The organism is Sulfurovum indicum, from assembly GCF_014931715.1.
GTDB classification, from domain to species: Bacteria; Campylobacterota; Campylobacteria; order Campylobacterales; family Sulfurovaceae; genus Sulfurovum; species Sulfurovum indicum.
The window spans coordinates 38740-56719 of sequence record NZ_CP063164.1; the positions used below are offsets into that span (position 1 = coordinate 38740).

General features: G+C 42.7%; 12 protein-coding genes. 2 read left to right on the forward strand and 10 right to left on the reverse strand.

What is annotated here, in order from left to right; all coding sequences use genetic code 11:
* Positions 1–55: 55 nt before the first annotated feature.
* The 8 genes from IMZ28_RS00185 to IMZ28_RS00220 all read right to left on the reverse strand — a co-directional run bounded on the left by IMZ28_RS00185 (position 56) and on the right by IMZ28_RS00220 (position 9867).
* Positions 56–949, reverse strand: a complete 894-nt coding sequence (locus IMZ28_RS00185) for a nucleotidyltransferase family protein (RefSeq protein ID WP_197548651.1) — start codon at positions 947–949, stop codon at positions 56–58.
* Between the two features lie 130 nt (positions 950–1079).
* Positions 1080–2534: an MATE family efflux transporter gene (locus IMZ28_RS00190; protein ID WP_197548652.1), complete on the reverse strand. Its 1455-nt coding sequence runs from the start codon at positions 2532–2534 to the stop codon at positions 1080–1082.
* 53 nt (positions 2535–2587) lie between these two features.
* A complete protein-coding gene (locus IMZ28_RS00195) occupies positions 2588–3724 on the reverse strand; it encodes a glycosyltransferase family 4 protein (RefSeq protein WP_197548653.1) in 1137 nt (378 codons plus the stop codon).
* A gap of 118 nt (positions 3725–3842) precedes the next feature.
* Positions 3843–5156: an O-antigen ligase family protein gene (locus IMZ28_RS00200; RefSeq protein WP_197548654.1), complete on the reverse strand. Its 1314-nt coding sequence runs from the start codon at positions 5154–5156 to the stop codon at positions 3843–3845.
* Positions 5157–5167: 11 nt separating this feature from the next.
* Positions 5168–5710, reverse strand: coding sequence for a serine O-acetyltransferase (locus IMZ28_RS00205; RefSeq protein WP_197548655.1), 543 nt, complete (start codon positions 5708–5710; stop codon positions 5168–5170).
* A complete protein-coding gene (locus IMZ28_RS00210; protein ID WP_197548656.1) occupies positions 5710–6639 on the reverse strand; it encodes a polysaccharide biosynthesis/export family protein in 930 nt (309 codons plus the stop codon). The genes IMZ28_RS00205 and IMZ28_RS00210 overlap by 1 nt, the downstream gene beginning before the upstream one ends.
* Before the next feature lie 118 nt (positions 6640–6757).
* Positions 6758–8737, reverse strand: a complete 1980-nt coding sequence (locus IMZ28_RS00215; protein WP_197548657.1) for a GumC family protein — start codon at positions 8735–8737, stop codon at positions 6758–6760.
* Entirely contained in the window at positions 8737–9867 is a 1131-nt protein-coding gene (locus IMZ28_RS00220) for an alkaline phosphatase family protein (RefSeq protein ID WP_197548658.1), read from the reverse strand. The genes IMZ28_RS00215 and IMZ28_RS00220 overlap by 1 nt, the downstream gene beginning before the upstream one ends.
* Before the next feature lie 227 nt (positions 9868–10094).
* On the opposite strand from IMZ28_RS00220, the gene IMZ28_RS00225 reads away from it, so the two are divergent.
* Both IMZ28_RS00225 and IMZ28_RS00230 read left to right on the forward strand, forming a co-directional pair.
* On the forward strand, positions 10095–12455 hold the full coding sequence (locus IMZ28_RS00225) for a glycosyltransferase (RefSeq protein ID WP_197548659.1): 2361 nt from the start codon (positions 10095–10097) through the stop codon (positions 12453–12455).
* A 22-nt stretch (positions 12456–12477) separates the two neighbouring features.
* Positions 12478–13860 (forward strand): phosphomannomutase/phosphoglucomutase, encoded by a 1383-nt coding sequence (locus IMZ28_RS00230; RefSeq protein ID WP_197548660.1) that lies wholly within the window; start codon positions 12478–12480, stop codon positions 13858–13860.
* Between the two features lie 48 nt (positions 13861–13908).
* Here the strand turns inward: IMZ28_RS00230 and IMZ28_RS00235 are convergent, their stop codons facing one another.
* Complete coding sequence (locus tag IMZ28_RS00235) at positions 13909–16800, reverse strand: response regulator (protein WP_197548661.1); 2892 nt, start codon at positions 16798–16800, stop codon at positions 13909–13911.
* 4 nt (positions 16801–16804) lie between these two features.
* Positions 16805–17941, reverse strand: coding sequence for an FIST signal transduction protein (locus tag IMZ28_RS00240; RefSeq protein WP_197548662.1), 1137 nt, complete (start codon positions 17939–17941; stop codon positions 16805–16807).
* Between the last annotated feature and the right edge of the window lie 39 nt (positions 17942–17980).

Here is a 17980-nt window from a genome sequence, read left to right on the forward strand (position 1 = left end):
TTTTCCTACCTCATAGCCGGACCTTTCAAGCTCATAGTTGTTGTAAACCATCATACTATCCTGCATATTTCATTCTTCTGCTGTAGTGACTTTCATTGACCTGCGGTATATCCTGAATGAGAGGTGTATGAGGCATCTCTTCAGAAGATACAGCATCGTAATTGACGATAAGCCCTGCTTTGGAAAATTCGATCTGGTTGATCTCATTCTTCAGTGCCATCAGATTTGCACGGTAGTAGTCCTCTATTGTACCGATATCTATCCACTGGAAAGGAAGGTTGATCCCGTATATCGGGGTATCACTGCTGACAAGTTTTGGAAACAGTTCTCCGCCGATGTCATAGTTCCCCTCTGCAGGAATATGGGAGAATATCTCAGGTTCAAAGATATAAATACCTGTATTTACAAGATTTGAACGTGCCTCTTCGATTTTCGGTTTCTCCTGAAACGATACGACCCTGTCTGAATCATCAAGCTCTACTACACCGTACTTGTCAACACTCTCCATTGGTACTTCTTTCAGAAGCATGGAAGAGATACCTCCATGCTGTTTGTGCATCTTGACGGCTTTGGAAAGGTCCGCATCTATGATCGCATCTCCGCAAATGACAAGGAATGTATCATCGAAAAATGCTTTCTCATTCTGGATCTTTCTCATGCCTGCTGCAGAACCGATGGCATTTCCGTGACGTACTCCGTCAATGATCTCTCCTTCGAATGAGTAACGGATGGAGACGCCAAACTGTGAACCGTCTTTGAAGTAGTTCTCTATCTCTTCTGAGAGGTAGCTTGTGTTGATAACGATCTCATTGAATCCGTCAGCTTTCAGTTTTTTGATGATCAGTTCCATGACCGGTACGTCCAGGATGGGTAGCATCGGCTTTGGTGTCGTATTTGTTAAAGGCTGTACTCTTGTTCCTTTTCCTGCTGCTAAAATCATTGCTTTCATTATGTAATCCTTTTTGACTGTTTGTGTTATTGTAAAGGAAGAGAATGCAGGTAGATTGCAAGCATAATTTTTTTTAAAATTAAAAATTTTTCTACAAAAGTATGTATATACGGGGTTTGAGAAGAGCCATTCAGGCTCTTCGGATCTTTTTGTACAGAAGTTCAGCCTCTTTGGGAAAGGTGAAGATACCATATACCAAAGAGAATACAAGCATGACCAAAACAGCATCAAATCCCAGCTTGATGATAGCATCCGGCACGATAAGACCTTTGAGCAGATATCCCAGGTAAAGTGTACCTGCAAATACAGCAGCAAAAGGGAAAAGATAACCTCTTAGATATTCACCAATATTTACACCGGAGTATTTCAGGGTCGCAGGGATATTGTAAAACAGGGCCAGAATGACATTGGGCAGAAGTGTTCCTATGGCAGCTCCGACCATACCGTACTGTTTAACCAGTATGATGCTGAGTATTACATTAACGGTTGCTTCCAGTAAGCCTATTTTCATCAATTCTATATGTTTGTTGTTCATTAAAAGTACCTGTACCATCGAGCTCCTAAAAACTACCAGCACATACATGGAGACCAGCAGTATTCTGGCTACAAGAATAGTCTGTGCATCATTGATGTGAAGCCATAGCATCAAAAGCTCCTCAATGAACAGGAACATAGGAATAAAAAGAGCAGTCGCTACCGCAGATACGATCTTGTTGGAGTGCATCAGGAGGCTTGAAAGAGCCTCTTTGTCACTGCGGGCATTGAGCATGGCGGCTTTGGTTCCCAAACTTTCATGAAACTGTGTGGCAAACTGGCGAAAGAGTTCTGCAACCCTCGCTGCGATCTGGTAAAGTCCTACAAATGTGACACCGGCAACTGCCGAGATGATGATCTGATCTGTTCTGAAAATAATAATATTACTGAACATGATAAGATAGGCACTTAAAGAGAACTGCATAGATCTTCTGACATCACCAAAGTCGATCAGCTTCCATGAGAACTTCAGTTCCCGAACATGATGTTTTGCTACGAACAAAAAGAGCAGATTGTTCAAAAACTGTGTTGCTACCGCAACGGCAGCAAAGATATGAAGAGGCTGGTCCCATACCACACACTGCCACAATAAAACGGCATTGAGTATGACAAAGAGCGTATTGACAAGGTTCCTTGCTTTAAGAAGATGAAGTCCTACAAGTATCTCTGCACTGAATCCGAGTGAAAACGCTGCTGCACTGCCAAGTCCGAAGACAAGCAGTGCAAGCATATACTCATGCACTTTTTCTGTGTCGGAAAGGACAAAGAGAGACTCTATATTGAAACTCAATACAATCGTACTCAAGGCAATCATGACGGCGATGATGAAGTAGACTGCAAGATAGGTGGAGAAAAGTTTGCTCAGCTGATGTATTCGGTTGTGTTCCATAAGCTCGGCACTCTTTTTCTGGATGGTCACCCCAAGTCCAAATTCAAGCAGTACGGCATATCCGAAGATACTCCACATAAGTGCCCAGAAGCCATAATCCTCCTGCTGCATCCCCATAAACATAATACGTACAAGGAACAAAGATACAACGATCTTGATCATTAGATGGATATAGTTTGACAAGGTTGCGCTTAGCATAGTTTTTTTATTGACGCTCACGGGTGGACTCCTGCTATCTCTTTAAGAAGTACCTCTATCTTGCTTTTTACTTTTTGTATATTATAATGATTTCGGACATGTTCGTATCCGTTCTCCTGAAGTTTTTTAAGACACTCTTTGTCAAAGTAGACTTTTTCTATTTGCGATAACAGGTCATTGATATTGTTTGTTTCGAAGAGAAGACCGTTTTGTCCATGATCTATGATCTCTGCCGGTCCGTAGTCATCAGAGGCAATGACCGCGCATCCGTGAGCCATTGCCTCTATGATCACCAGGCCGAAAGGCTCACGCATTCTCGTAGGCATCAGCAGTGCGGATGCTCCGGTATAGATCTCTTCTCTTGATGTGACCTTTCCTTTAAAATTTACACTGGAGGCTATTGGTTCTGCCATATCCTTGCACTTTGCAATATAGTCCGGATCACCGTTTCCGTAAATATCCAGAATGAATTTGCTTTCGGGATGTCGTAAGGCGAATCTTTTGAGTGCCTCTATAGCAAGGTCAAGCCCTTTTTCCTCTTCTATTCTTCCGGCAAAGACAAATTTTATTTCCGTATGTTCTGATATCTTTTTCTCGGGGATCTTTGTTGCATTTGGATATACATATGTCGTTTCAGATCCGTATTTCTCCCGCATCTCCCTTGCCACCCATTCGGATACACAGATAGCCGGAGAGATAGAGGTGTTGCCGTAACCCAGAAAAGGAAGCAGTGATTTGATCTTCTGCTTTAAAGGAGAGCCCTTTTGCATATAGCCGTACATCCAGAAATCTCCGATCTCAAATACATAGGGAATATTTTGCTGTTGTGCGGCCTTGATAACAAGGAGTCCTATGCCCCGAAGAGACCAGAAGTAGACCAGGTCCGGTTTGAAATGTCTGATGGTTTCCAGTACAGTTTTATAGTTATGGTATTCGTCTTGTTTTTTTGATATTCGGGAACTTTTGGCATAATCTGTCAGGTGCATATCCCTCAGTATGCCTTCTTCTTTCCGGGATGTTTTTTGATAGTCGGATGTCACGACCATGATCTCATGGCCTCTGTTTTTGAGAAAATCCATCGTCTCTTTACAGGCGATCTCATAGCCGCCTATAAAGTGGGGCGGATAGTAGTTGGTTACGGTTAAAATACGCATATTATCTTCCTGGGTAAAATGTTTTTTAGTGTGCTCCCCGACAGAGAGTACTTTTATGGTGACAATATTACATGTCAAAAAGGCAAAAAGATTGCAAAAGACGGCATGAAGATCTATTTTATCTTTTTTTCTTTTTTGTCTCCTCGTCCAACATCCTTGAGACTGCGGCGATGAGAGCAAAAACAAACATCATCTGGTAGTAGTTGTTAGTCTGTTTGAGCACCCACTCCAGTGTTGACTGGATATACCATGCGGTCAGTCCTCCGGCAATCCCGATAGGAATGAAACGGTAAGGATGCCCTTTCATCCGGAAATAGTTACGCAGATTCTTTCCGTAAAAATATAAGATAAAGATGAAGAATACTACAAGATTGTGCCAGCCGGTCTCTGCAGCGATCATCAGGTAGATCGTTTCGACAAGGCCTCCTTTTTCATAAGGGTCATTTCTGGGGATATGTGCACCGTACGGATAGGGGTCGTTGATCTTGAGACCGAAATTGTTCAGTCCGATACCCAGTATTTTGTCATCAGCCATCTTCCGGGCAGCGATTGCCAGACGTATTCTTGTGTTTGCCGACTCCTCAGGAGCGGTCTGAACCCTTTCAATGATACTGTCCATCGCTTTATACATGACAATGGAGCCCAAAAGAAGGAAGAGGAAAGTAACACCGACTTTTCTCAGGGAGAAGTGGCTTCGGTAGGAGAAATAAAATATCATTATGATGGACATGGCATACATTGCAAGTCCCGCACGTGAAAGTGTAGAGACGATATCTATGCTTGCCATACCGAAGACGGGGAGCCAATAGTAGAGCTTTATATCTTCCTTGTTGAGCAGAAGGCTCAGAAGCATCGATCCGTACATGATCATATAGAGCACCAGTGAGTTCTGGTGAGGAAAAGGACCGTATGTCTGAAAGATACCCATAAGGTACTTTTGTTTGAGTACGATATAGGTAATATAGATCGTAATAATGGAGATACTTACCATCATGTCGGTAATATCTTCAAACTGCCGTATCATATTATAAACGACATAAAAGAAGATGTACATCCGTATCATTTTCCATAGCTCGAAAAATGAATAGAGATAGACATCACTGTTGACCAGGGAAAGGAGAGAGAAGAAAAAGTAGGTAAAGTATAAAAAGGTGCCAGGAGGTCTTTTAATGGGGTACTCTTTTCTTCTGCCGATTATGACGGCCAATAGAGAAAAGGTGAGAATATCGACCATACCGATCTCAAATCCTCTTGAAGTACCCCTGTAGTGTTCGTGGGAAAAAAAGTTGATATCGACCATATTACAGGTAAAAAAGAGCAGCAGGAACCAGAGTACCTTTTCATACTTTGGAAATTTTCTTGCCATGATATAATTAAAAGGTACTCCAAACAGAAGGACCAGAAAAAAGATGACATATTTAAGTTCGGACATGGTTTGTCTTTTTATTTGTCTGGCAGAGGTTTATCCTCTCTTATTTTGATCAGTTTTGCCGGGATACCCGCTACTACACCATAGGGTTCCACATCATTCAGCACGACGGCATTGGCTCCGACACGCGCATAGTCACCCAAGTGCACAGCACCCAGTATTTTGGCACCTGTACCCACTTCAATATAGTCTCCCAGTACCGGGTCGCTTCCTTCATGGCATTCACCTCTGTCACCAAGTGTAACCCCCTGATGCAGGATGCAGTTTCTTCCTATAATAGCATTTTCTCCTACGACAACGCCGCTGGGATGGGGCAGGTAAAGCCCTCCCCCGATCCTGGCACCTCTGGCGATGTCACAAGAAAAAAGTATTTGGTTCAGAAGCGAAAAGAGTTTGCCTATGATACCAAGCCGACAGCGTGTGAACAGAGATGAAAGTCTGAAAAGAACGACCGGCCACATACGCGGATGTATGACATAGAGCAGATCAGTACTTCTGTTTTGGGAAGTACCCCGTACCATATGGATGTCAAGTCGCAAAGTTTGTAGAAAATGCATCAGTTGCTCTCCCCTGAAAAAAGCTGATAGCTAATATAGCCGCTTGTCAATACCTGTAAACTCGGAGTCAGCATATCCAGAAGTGTGTTCCAGTCCCCAAAAGTACTTTTGGGGACAAAAACAATATCATAAGGCTTAAGTCTGAAATCAGCTGCTTTCCCTTCCAGAACCTTTTCCAGGTCTACAAGATAGACCGTAGGATCGTTTAGATATCCGCGGATGACCGCTATCTTGTTGATGTTGGCTGTATCTTTGTATCCGCCGGTATATACGATAGCCTGGCTGAGTGTCATATTCTCTTTGTATCCGTAATAGCCGCTTGTTTTGAGTTCTCCAAGCAAATATATCTCCGTATTCAGTGCAGACGGTATATAGATATAGTCTTTGTCTTTCAGCGGTATGTTGTGTAGCGGATTTCCTTTACGGACAAGTTCGATGAAGTTGACCGGCAGCACCTTGTCCCCTCTGCGGATAAAAGCGTGCTCCAGATCAGCCAGTTCAATGGTGTTGTCCCTGAAAACACCGATGGAAAGTCCGCCGGCTTCTGCTATCGTATCAAGTACTCTGGAGTTCTCATGAAGCATATAGTTGCCCGGTTTGTTTATCTTCCCAAGGATCGTATAGGTTTGTGCCCTGAATTGTGAAGGGATAAGAGATACGATCGGTTTCTTCATGTATTGTTGCATTTTTTGGGATATTTTTTTCATAGCATGGTTGATGCTCAACCCGGAGACCTTTACATCCCCTACCATCGGAGCGGTCAGTGTACCGTCTGGTTTAACGACACCATTTTTTATTGTAAGCTCAGGTTCTCCGTAAATAGAGATGTCAAACCTGTCTCCCGAACCGATCCTGTAAGGAGTAACATTGTTTGCTTGAAGTTTTTTCAGTTCACGTTCTATCTCTTTTTTGTTTTTGCTTTTGCGCAACAGAGTGTGTTGCGTTAAGACAGTTTTGGAAATGGTTGTATTGGCGTCATGTATAACCGGGCTGGGTGAAGGGTGCGATATGCAGCCCTGTAAAACGATAAGCATCAATGCCAAAGAGCTAATAAATATAATATTTGCGGGTTTCACTTATCACTCCTTTTATTTTATCAAGACTCTCCTCTTTAAGCTGGAGCAGGAACTCATGGATCACTTTTCGTTTTGAGGTCTTAAACTCCGTACAGAGCAAAAAGGTATCTGCCTGTTCAACGAACATAGGGACAAGGTGCTTGGCGTCATAATATGAAGGCAGGTCGATAATGATGTAGTCATAATCAAACTCTCTTAATGCTTTAAAGACCTTCTCAATATGCTCTTTGTTCGGAATGAATATGGAATAGTTGTCCTTAAGATACCAGCATAAGGCATATACGTTTGTTTTTTCCTTGTGCGGTTTGAAGGTCTGGGGCTCCAGTGGAGAGATAAGGTCTATTTCATTGATGCCGTTCTTTGTACAAGGGACATAGGAGGCGGAGATATGGAGCACTTTATGTTTTTGATAGATAAGGTGTTCCATAAGCATATCGGTAATATGCCCTGGATGTTTTGGTGTAGTATCTGCTCCGACTGTGATGATGTGCGGACGGTCTGTATCTTTGTTGATGATATTGTTCGCCAAAAATGAAAACACCTGTCTACTTTCACTTGAGAGGAGCTTTTCTTTTGGCAGTTGAACCACGTCTGTGATACCGAACCTTGTTTCAAGGTCAAATTTTGTTTTTATTCCGTTGTGTAAAAGCTCTCTTACAGTAATGATAAGAACAGAAAGGAATCCCCCAAGAAAAGCGAAAAGGATCACGATAACCTTTTTGTAGCTTGGTTTAGGGAACTTCGGAACCTTTGCAGGCTCGAAAAGTTTAAAGTCCTCCTTGCTTGACCCTATAGAGATCTTAAGATCGTACAGACGCTTTGAGATCAGATCAAGCTGTGAATGCGCTTCATCTTTGGCTCTTTTGAGTTTCAGGAACTCTTTATTCAGTGTTGTCAGGTATTCCAGCTTTTGTTTGACACCTTCGATCTGTCCTTTCAGTGCTTTTTGTATGTTCAGTGCCGTGGTATATTCGATTTTTGTTTTTCCAAGTACTACACGCAGTTCGCTTTTTATCGGATTTGTTCCGTAGGTCACTTCATCGGGTTCGGCAGTCTTGTTTTCTTTAATGGTCTTCCTTATCTGCCTAAGCTCACTTTCAAGCATCTGGACCTTTGGATGTTCATCCGTGTAGACCTCTTTAAGCCTTTGCAGCTCTTTTTCTTTAAGCTCCAGCGTTTTTTTGTTGGCTGAACGGATCGCATAGCGGAGTTTTACTTCCTCCGGAATACCATGAAGCGAGTCTTCAATGGCTTTAATGGAAGTCTTATATGCGGTAATGTCGGTCTGGATCTGCAGTTTTTTTTGTTCCAGTTTGTTTAAAAGAGTATAGTTAATGGATATTTCACTTTCCAAAGAGGTGAGATTGTGTTCTTTCAGAAAAGCATTCATGGCCTCTTTTGTTTTATAGAACTCCTGCTCTTTTTTGATTTTGTTCTGGTTATAGTATTCATAGATACGTTCGATCGCAGCATTTTGCACCCTGTAGAAGTTGTCAATGAAGATCTGGCTTAAGGTATTCGCTCCCTTGGCAGCCAGCTTTTGATCGGGACTGGTAAAGATGATCTCGATGATATCGGAGTTCCTCCCCCGTTTGATCTCAAACTGTGAATAGAGCTCTTCGGGAGTAGTACCGTTGAGATCAAGTCTTCGAATGAGTTCGATCAGGTTGGAGCGTGTACGTATAGTCTCTAAAGCCGTTTCGTAGTTAAAGTTCTGAAACTGGTAGGGGACATCGCTTGACTGGGATATCTGTTTGCTGTAACGTATGATCTTGCTTGTGGCACTCCATGATTTGGACTCTTTTTTGATGGCGATATAGGCACCAAGGGCAGCAAACAGGATGACAGTGACCAGGATATATAACAGCTTTTCACGCAGTGCCGCAACAATACGCAGCGGCTCTATAAGAAAAAAATTCTCTTTGATACGTTTAGGCGTTTCTGTTTCCACTATTGAGCAAGTTCCTTTTCCATGGTTTTTCGAATATCGGTGATGCTTGTGATCTCTTCACCGATCTTCTTGTTGCTTATCAGAAGAGCCTTGGAGGAGGGAGTATCCGGATGGTAGCCGTGCATACCTGCGATCAGGTCTTTACCGAAGTAACTGGGATTGATCATAATGCCCGGATTCATCATAAAGAAAAGATCACCGAACTTTCCGTCCTCGAAAAAGGTTTTGAGCCTTCTGAGCTCTTCTTCGTCCAGGATGGAGCCGTTGTCGATCTCGTGAAGTTTACGTGTGATCATCTCTCGTGCCTTGTTATTTTTAAACCAGAAACGTGCCATACTTGAGTCGTACATCGCAATATAGTCTTTGCCGTATTCAAGGCCGAGTGCGTCGATATCGGCAATCAGGTCATATCCCTCTGTTACATCTTCCATACCGTGGTCACTGAAGACATAGAGTGCTACATCATCATACTTCTTTCTGGCTTTGTCATAGACATTTCGGATCTCCCGATCAAGCCAGCGGATCTTCTCTTCTACCTTTGGGCTTTGCGTACCATATTTGTGCAGTATTCCGTCAAGACTTGGAAGGTAAAGCCATGCAAATGCTGTATCACCCTCTTCTATACTTTCGGTAACTGCCTGAAGGTTTCGCTCTTCAGGTTCCCTCCAGTCTGAAGCATGGTAGGGGATACTGTTCTGTACACAGTAGTCAAAGATCGTATCAAAAGGTGCACCCGGTACGAAGTAGTCTCTCTTTTCCGTAAAGTCAAAATAGCCGAGTTTGTCGAACGGAATGGAATAGAGCTGGAAATAGCCTGTATATCCGTAAGCTTTTTTAAGTGCTCTGCTTAATATGTTCCTTACTCTGAAACGGTCAAAGAAGGAGGGAAGGAAAGAAAGTACCTTCATCCACTTGAACGGAGAATGGTCTGAGTAGTAAAAAAGTGAGGCCTGGCCATGTTCCTGCGGATATTTTCCTGAGAGGATAGAGGGCAGGCAGGTATTGGTAAATCCCAGTACTGACTGCAGCGGTTTTGCATCTGTCGCGATATCTTTCAGAAAGTAGGGGTGCTGTTTGTAGATCTCGTATCCGAATGCATCAATGAATACATATAGTGCAAGTTTTTTCATATGCAGGCCTTTTTTTAACAGCAGTATAAAAGATATGATTGCAGATACTTTGCATCTAGTTTATGTATCATATCATATTCTCCTTGCAATAGAGACACTTTATGCAGAGCAAACCCTGAAAAACCCTTCCTGGACGGGAAGCATTTCCGTGATCTTCCGTAAATGTGCAAAGTATCTGCAACAATCTTATGTACAATACGTCAAAATCAGAGAGAAAAAGGCATAAGATGAAAAATCTATTATATATAGATAGAGCATTTGTCGATGCAATAGGCGGAGACAAGAACAGAAGCAGGTATCTGTACCGGACATTGCAGAAATATACCAATGTCTATACCTGTATTATCAAGGAGGCTTCCGAATGTAAAGAAGAGAATGCTTCGCTGGAGCTGCCTGTAGCTCAAAAGGGAAGCCGGTTGCTGCCGGATGCGATTGCAGGATTCTCGGAAGAGTCGAAAGAGAGATTTGTTTCATTTATCAGGAAGCACGGTATCAGTGTACTCTTCTTCCGTACGATCGCTTTTAGTCCGCTTGCTCTTTATGCACAAAAGAAGATCCCCGGTCTGGATATCATTATAGATGCCGACCTGATATTGTCAAGACTGATGGATCAGGCATGGAAAAAGAACAGATCTTTCGCAGGCAGATATTATCTTATCGAGAAGATGAAGCTCTCACTGTTTGAAAAAAAACTCTATAAACACAAGTTTACTTTTCTGTTCTCCAATGAAGAGGAGTGCCGAAATATCAAAGACCGGAATACCGGATGTCAGGTCAAATATCTGCCAAATACAACACATCTGCGCCCCAAACAGCCTGATTGTCCGGACAGCAGGGTCATTCTCTTTTACGGTGCAATGGATTCAACGGCCAACAGAGATGCCTACGCATATATTCACGATACACTGTATGATGCGATAAAAGATGATCTGGAACAGAATGACTATGAGATACATGTTGTCGGAAAGGGGTGCGATGCCCTTGCACCTTCCCGACACGAACGTATCAAGATACTCGGAAAGGTAGATTCGATAGAAGAGGTTATTTTGAAGAGTTCATTTGTACTTCTTCCTATCTACATCGCTTCAGGAACAAATACCCGTGTTATAGAAACGGCAATGGCCGGACGTGCACTGCTTACGACCCCTCTGGGTATGGAGGGGCTTTCAGGCCCCAAAGAGAGAGAGTATGTGGCATCAGATATGAATGATATGGCCGCAAAGATAAAAAGATTGATGCAGGATAGGGAGTATCGTATGGGAAATGCCCAAAAGCTTCAGGACTCCATCGTTTCTTCATTCTCCTATGAGAACTTTGAGAACAGGTTAAAAGAGATAGTGCAGGAACCAAACGGCAAAAAGGTATCTCTTGTGCATATTCCAAGACGTTTTACCCAAAAATCGTGGGGCGGTACAGAAACAGTTGTGATGAACAGTGCACACTACCTGAAGCCTATGGGATACGAGTCGGCTATCTATACCTCAAAAGCACTGGACGGCAATGCCAAAGAAGAGATGGATCAGGTTCCAATCAGGCGTTTTGACTATTTCTATCCGTTTTTTGGTCTGAGTGAACAGCAAAAGAGAGCTTTTGATGCCATCGGGGGCAATCTTTTCAGTTTTTCTCTTCTTTTTGCGCTTCTGCGTAAAAAGAAGATGGATATCATCCATCTTCATACGCTAAAACGAATGGGAGCCATAGCAAGAACTGTTGCAAAATGGAGGAATATCCCTTATGTGATCACACTTCACGGCGGCTATTTCAATATCGATACCGAAGAGACAAATCATCGTCAAGAACAGCTTCAGAACGGTTTTGAGTGGGGCAGGATACTTGGCTGGATATTTGGTTCACGCAAGGTCATGGATGATGCTGCCGCGATTATAACGCTTTCTCAGGAGGAGTATGACCGGGCGTATAAAAAATACGGCAGCAAGGTTCACTATCTTTCAAACGGTGTAAATGTTGAAAAGTTTTCAAAAGGTGACAAAACAGCTTTTAAAAAAGCATACAATATTCCTGAATCAAAAAAGATGGTACTTTGCAGTGCAAGGATCGATACACAAAAGAACCAGATGCTTCTTATGGAAGCATTCAACAGGCTGGGAAAAGAGATGGATGATCTTCATCTTGTGTTTTTGGGGGCAGTGTCCGATGATGCATATTTTGAAACCCTGCAAGCCTATATAGAGGCAAACGGACTGGGTTCCAAAGTGACTTTTGTCAAAGATCTTACTCCAAAGGATCAGCTTCTTGTCGATGCATACAGAGGAGCCGAGATGCTTGTACTCCCTTCACGTCATGAACCGTTCGGCATGGTTATACTTGAAGCATGGTCTGCGGGAACCCCTGTTGTTGCTTCCCGTACCGGGGGAATTGCAAAGATCATTACGCACGGTAGAAACGGTCTTCTCTTTGAGAACGGAAATGACGATGACCTGTATCTGCAGATGAAGACTCTGCTTGGAGATAAAACACTAAGAGAGGCACTGGTAAAGAGTGCCTGTGAAGATGTGGAACAGTATGACTGGAAAAGTGTTGCCGAAAACCTGGATTCAATATATGCAGATGTATTGAAAAATGGCTGAAAATAATAAAAGGGAAAAGATAATGAGAACGATTTTTAGAGAGTATGATATTCGTGGTGTTTTTGAAGAAGAACTGAATGAAAAAAGCGTTAAGCTGATCGGATATTTCCTTGGTCGGAAGATCAGAAAACTGGGAGGTACAGTTGCTGTCGGTTATGATGCAAGAATACACTCTCCGGTATTAAGAGACTATTTAACCTCCGGTCTTAATCATGCAGGCTGTACAGTACTTGACATGGGCATGGTGGCAACGCCGGTGAATTACTTTTCAAACTATGTATCTCCTGTCAATGTTAAAATGCCTGTCAATGCTTCAATTATGATCACCGGGTCACACAATCCTGCAGAGTATAACGGTTTCAAGATAACACTTGACAAAAGTCCGTTCTTCGGTGAAGAGATCTATGCTTTGGGTGATGAGGTCATCGCCAATGAAACAATAGATATTCCGGATAATACAGCACGGATACCCATAGATACAAGAACACAATATATAAACTATATGGTTGATTCGTTTTCACATCTGAAAGGCTTTTCGAAAAAGATCATTCTTGATGGAGGAAACGGTGTAGCGGGTACAGTTATCGGTGATATTTTTGATGCCCTGGAGTTTGATTATGAAGGGTTGTATCTCGAACCGGACGGAAACTTTCCCAATCATCATCCGGACCCTTCTGTCGAGGAGAACCTTCTGGATATCAGGCAGCTTCTGAACAGGAGGGGTGATATTGCCTTTGCCTATGACGGAGATGCAGACAGGATCGCTGTTTTGACCCGAAAATACAATATTAAAGGTGATCAGATGGCACTTTTGTATGCAATGAAGATGGAAAGCCCCACGGTCATTGGTGAAGTAAAGTGTTCGCAGGTCATGTATGATGAGCTTGAACGTCGCGGTGCCAAAGCCATTATGTATAAAACGGGGCACTCCAACCTCAAGGTAAAGATGAAGGAGACAGATGCGGACCTGGCATGTGAAGTAAGTGGACACATCTTCTTTAAACACCGTTATTTTGGATATGATGATGCGATCTACGCTACACTTAGAATGATAGAACTTATCGCTGATGGAATTGACATCGATAAAGAGATAGAGGCTTTACCACATCTCTTCTCAACAGAAGAGATCAAAGTGGAGACAACAGAGAAAGAAAAATTTGCTGTCATTGACAGAATAAAAGAGTTACTTCAAAACCCACCTGCTGATTTTCCGGCTATTGAAAATATCATTGATGTAGATGGTGTGCGTATAAATTTTGAAAAGGGATGGGGGCTGGTACGTGCCAGCAATACAACACCTGTACTGGTAACCAGGTTTGAAGCTTCGGATGAAACCTCGGTAGAAATATATAAAGAGAAGGTCAATGCACTGATTTCAGAGGCAAAAAGGAGCAGTTCCTCCTAAAGAAGGAAGAAGGTGTTTCCTCCTCCCCTTTGTATGTTTCATGTTAAGCTAGTCGAGCTCTGCCAGTTTTGCCAGGATGCTGTTTTTGATATTGTAGATATCCATTATCTTCTCTTTTAGTTCCATTGCAAGGGAGAGATAGTCGATCTTCTGCTCTATCTTTTCTCCGAATTCCAAAAGACGGCACATCTCTCCGATCTCGGTGAAGTTCAACGACATGGCACTGCCTCTGATCCCGTGTGCTTTTATTTTAATGAGAGCAATATCGTTTTTTTCCGCGGCAGCTACGAGATCCTCCACGTCAGTATAAGCACTGGTTAAAAAGCTTTCAAAAAGTCTTCGCATGATAGAAACGGAAAAGTGCATGCGTTCTTTGGATTCCATGATAGCATGGATGATCTCTTCCTGCTGCTGCTCTATTTTATCTTCCTGCTGTTCTTGTTTCTTCTCTTCTATGGTTTTCAGATCAGTGATATTCTTTTTCCCTGCAAACTCTTCGAGTATCGCATAAAGCTCTTCAATATCGATAGGCTTGCTGATGTATCCGTTCATACCTTGTGAAAGATAATACTCTTTGTCTCCCTCAAGTGCATTGGCAGTCAGTGCAATGACCGGTGTATCGATGTTACGCTCACGTATATTCCTTGTTGCATCAACCCCGTTCATTACGGGCATATTGATATCCATGAAGATAATGTCGTAGGTTTTGTGAAGCGTCTTTTCTACTGCTTCAAAGCCGTTAAGTGCGAAGTCTGCAGCAATACCGTAATTTTGAAGCATCTCTTCAATAAGTATACGGTTTGTTTCATAATCTTCTGCCACAAGTACGGAAAGGTCAAACTGTATTTTATTCGTATTTTCCACATTGACATGGCGCATGAGATTCTGTTCCAAAATTGCATTATAGAGTTCGGAAGGGCACTCTTCAAATGAGCTTATATGGAAAATATCAAGTTCTTTTTTGGCTAACTCCTGTGCCTCCGGAGAGTCATCGATCAATATGATTTTTTTGGCTATTGTGGATAGAGGTTTGTATTGCCTGTAATTAAATGAGATGACCAGGTGATCTTCGTCATCCACTTCTGAAATAAGTTCTTCAAACGTCAATGCTCTGTAGATCACGCCGAAGTTGTTAAGTTGGTGTATGACATCATGAAAGATCTTTTTCTCATGGCGCAGGACAAAAATAGGCGGATTCTGAACCTGTTTGGCCAGTGTTTTGATCGAATCGCATACTTCTGCTTCAAGCTTGAAGAAAAAGCGGCTTCCTTTTCCTTCGACACTTTCAACCTCAAGTTTGGTTCCCATCAGGTCACACAGTGAGGCACTGATGCTTAGTCCCAGACCCGTACCTCCGAAATTACGGGTTGTACTGGTATCTGCCTGGATGAATGAGTGGAATATCTTATCGATTCTATCAGCGGGGATACCGATACCGGTATCACTGACACTGAACAGGATAACCTCTTTGTCACCAACCATCGAGTGATGGGAGAGGTCAACGCTGATCACACCGCCTTCGGGAGTGAACTTGATGGCATTGCTGATGAGATTCCCAAGTATTTGTGTTATTCTGAGTTTGTCTACCTTGATGCACTCCTTGATTGATGAGTCTATATTGACCTGGAACGAGATGTTCTTTTCTCTTGCCTTTGAAGAGAAGATCGTAATTGCATTTCGAAGCTCAATAAACGGATTGATATCCAGCAGATCCAGTACCAAATGACCGCTTTTGATCTTTGAGAAATCAAGAACATCATTGATGATCTCCAGTAATGTATGTGTTGAGTTCTCGATAATATCGACATATTGTCTCTGTTTGGTGTTCAGTTTTGTATTGAGAAGAAGTTTTGTAAAACCGACGATTCCGTTCATAGGAGTACGTATCTCGTGACTGACATTTGCCATGAACTGTGTTTTTGCCTTTTCGGAATCTTCGGCAAGCTTGCGTGCAAGTTCCAGTTCGCTGATGTCGGTAAAGCTTGCAATGATCAGGTCATTTTCGTCAAAATTGATCTGTTTGACCCTGACGGTATAGATACGGTCCTCACCATTTTTATTGGTCATGATGGCTTTATGCTGTTTTTCAGGGTGTTCAAGTACTTCTCGTGTCCAGTGACGGGAGGTTTTCGGATGAAGGTAACCCTCTTTTTCTACAAAAAGTTCACATACGCAGTGGTGTCTTTTTTTGTAGTCATCAAGTGATGTGTATCCCTGTATCTCCAGGAAATTCCGGTTGGCATTGAGTACACCTTTGTGTTCATCAATGATGAGGACGATATTCTCCTGTTCATTAAAAAGATACTGGCTGTATCTGTGCTCTCTTTCAAGTTTTTTTTCGGTCAGGATACGTGCAGTGATGTCGTGCCTGATGGCAATATACTCCAGTATTTCGCCTTTGGTACTTACCAGAGGGAAGATCGTCGCATCCACATAGTAAGACTCTCCGTTCTTGGCCCGGTTCTTTATAATGCCGTGCCATATCTTTTTCTGTTGGATGGTCTCCCACATATCTGTAAAAAACTCTGCTTTCATATCCGGAGAACGAATGATGCTGTGGGAGTGTCCGAGAAGTTCTTCTCTGCTGTATCCGCTTAATTTGCAGAAGATGTCGTTTACATAGGTGATAATACCCTTTGGATCTGTTTTGGAGACGATGAGTGTTGCATCGATAGCATCTTTATACTGCTGCAGAAGCATATTTTTTTCATAGACCTCGTCCTTCAGTGAGATATTATGTTCTTCAATTGTCGTGTAGGCTTGCATCAACTCTTCTGAGTTTAGTTGGATAATGTGGTCCAACCGACGTTTTTCTTTATCATTCTCTTCATAAGCCTCATCAATGCGTTGAAGCAGTTGACGCATTTTTTCATCAAACATATTGATGTCAAACTCTTTGCCGTATACATGTTTCAGTTGACGTTTCAAAAGACGGTTCATACTCTTACCCCTCATAGATCACAGTCAGTGTCATTGTCTGGTTGTGTAGCTGACAGGACATCAGTTTGTCTGAAAATGGTGCAAGTTCACCGTAAGAGTAGAACCCTACCAGCTGTACATTCTCTCCCAGTGTGTCAGCAATGCTTTCAAGCTCCTCATCAGTAAGCTGTTTGAGTACAAGCCGTCTTCCGACACAGCTGATGACAAGTCCCAGGGCACTCTTGGTATTGGTTTTGTCTATGCGTTTTGCCGCACTTTCAGCACCATCTATCAGTCCGTCAGTATCTGTTTTCATAAGACGGGCCAGGTATCCTTCCGGAACGTCACCTGCAAAAACAAGTGACTGCGTCTCCTCATCTACTGCAAGTATAGTACGGATCACAGGGTTTGAGTCTGCATCTTTTTTGATGCTGAAGGGAAAGCGAAGTCCGCTTCCTGGCAGTTCATCTGCATATTCACCAAGGTATTTCTTATAGAGCTCCAGTGCCGGCAGTCCGTCTATTTCATAAACGATATTGTTTTTGGAACGGGTGATCTTTCTGAGTATTCCAAATTCATCCCAGCCGGCAAAACATCCACTCTCAACCGAGACAGTCTCTCCGTAGAAACCTACTGCTACTACCCTGTTCTGTTTTGCTGCTTCATCGGCAATGACCCATGTCTCCTCAAAAGCTGTTCCGTCACCCGCAAGACCACCGGTGATGGAAATGTTGTTGTCTGCAGCTTCATTGGCACCTTCTGCCAAAAATGAACCATTCATACTCAAACCGTCAGAGAGGATGAAAATATGCTTCAGCCCTTCTTTGGGTAACTTTGATACGATACGGTGACTCAACTCCTTCAGGTCGTCTTTGTCACTAAAGTCCTCTACCGATATCTTTACACTTCCTGAATCAAAAGAGACTGCGGTTGCCACCATGGGTGCATCACTGACACTGTCATTGAGCACATTGCCGCTGGAGCTGCATCCGATAATGTGTGCATTGGGATAAAGAGATCTCAGTTTGCTATAGGACTCGGGATCTTTGAACTCTTCTCTCTCGCCAAATGTAAAGACAATATCCGCATCTTTTGAGAGAGAAGGGCCTTCTGTCTTTATTTTCCAGTTTCCATTGATGAACTTAAGTGTCTCTGTATGCATTGCTCTCCCTTAAAATATATAATATCCCAGGATTATACC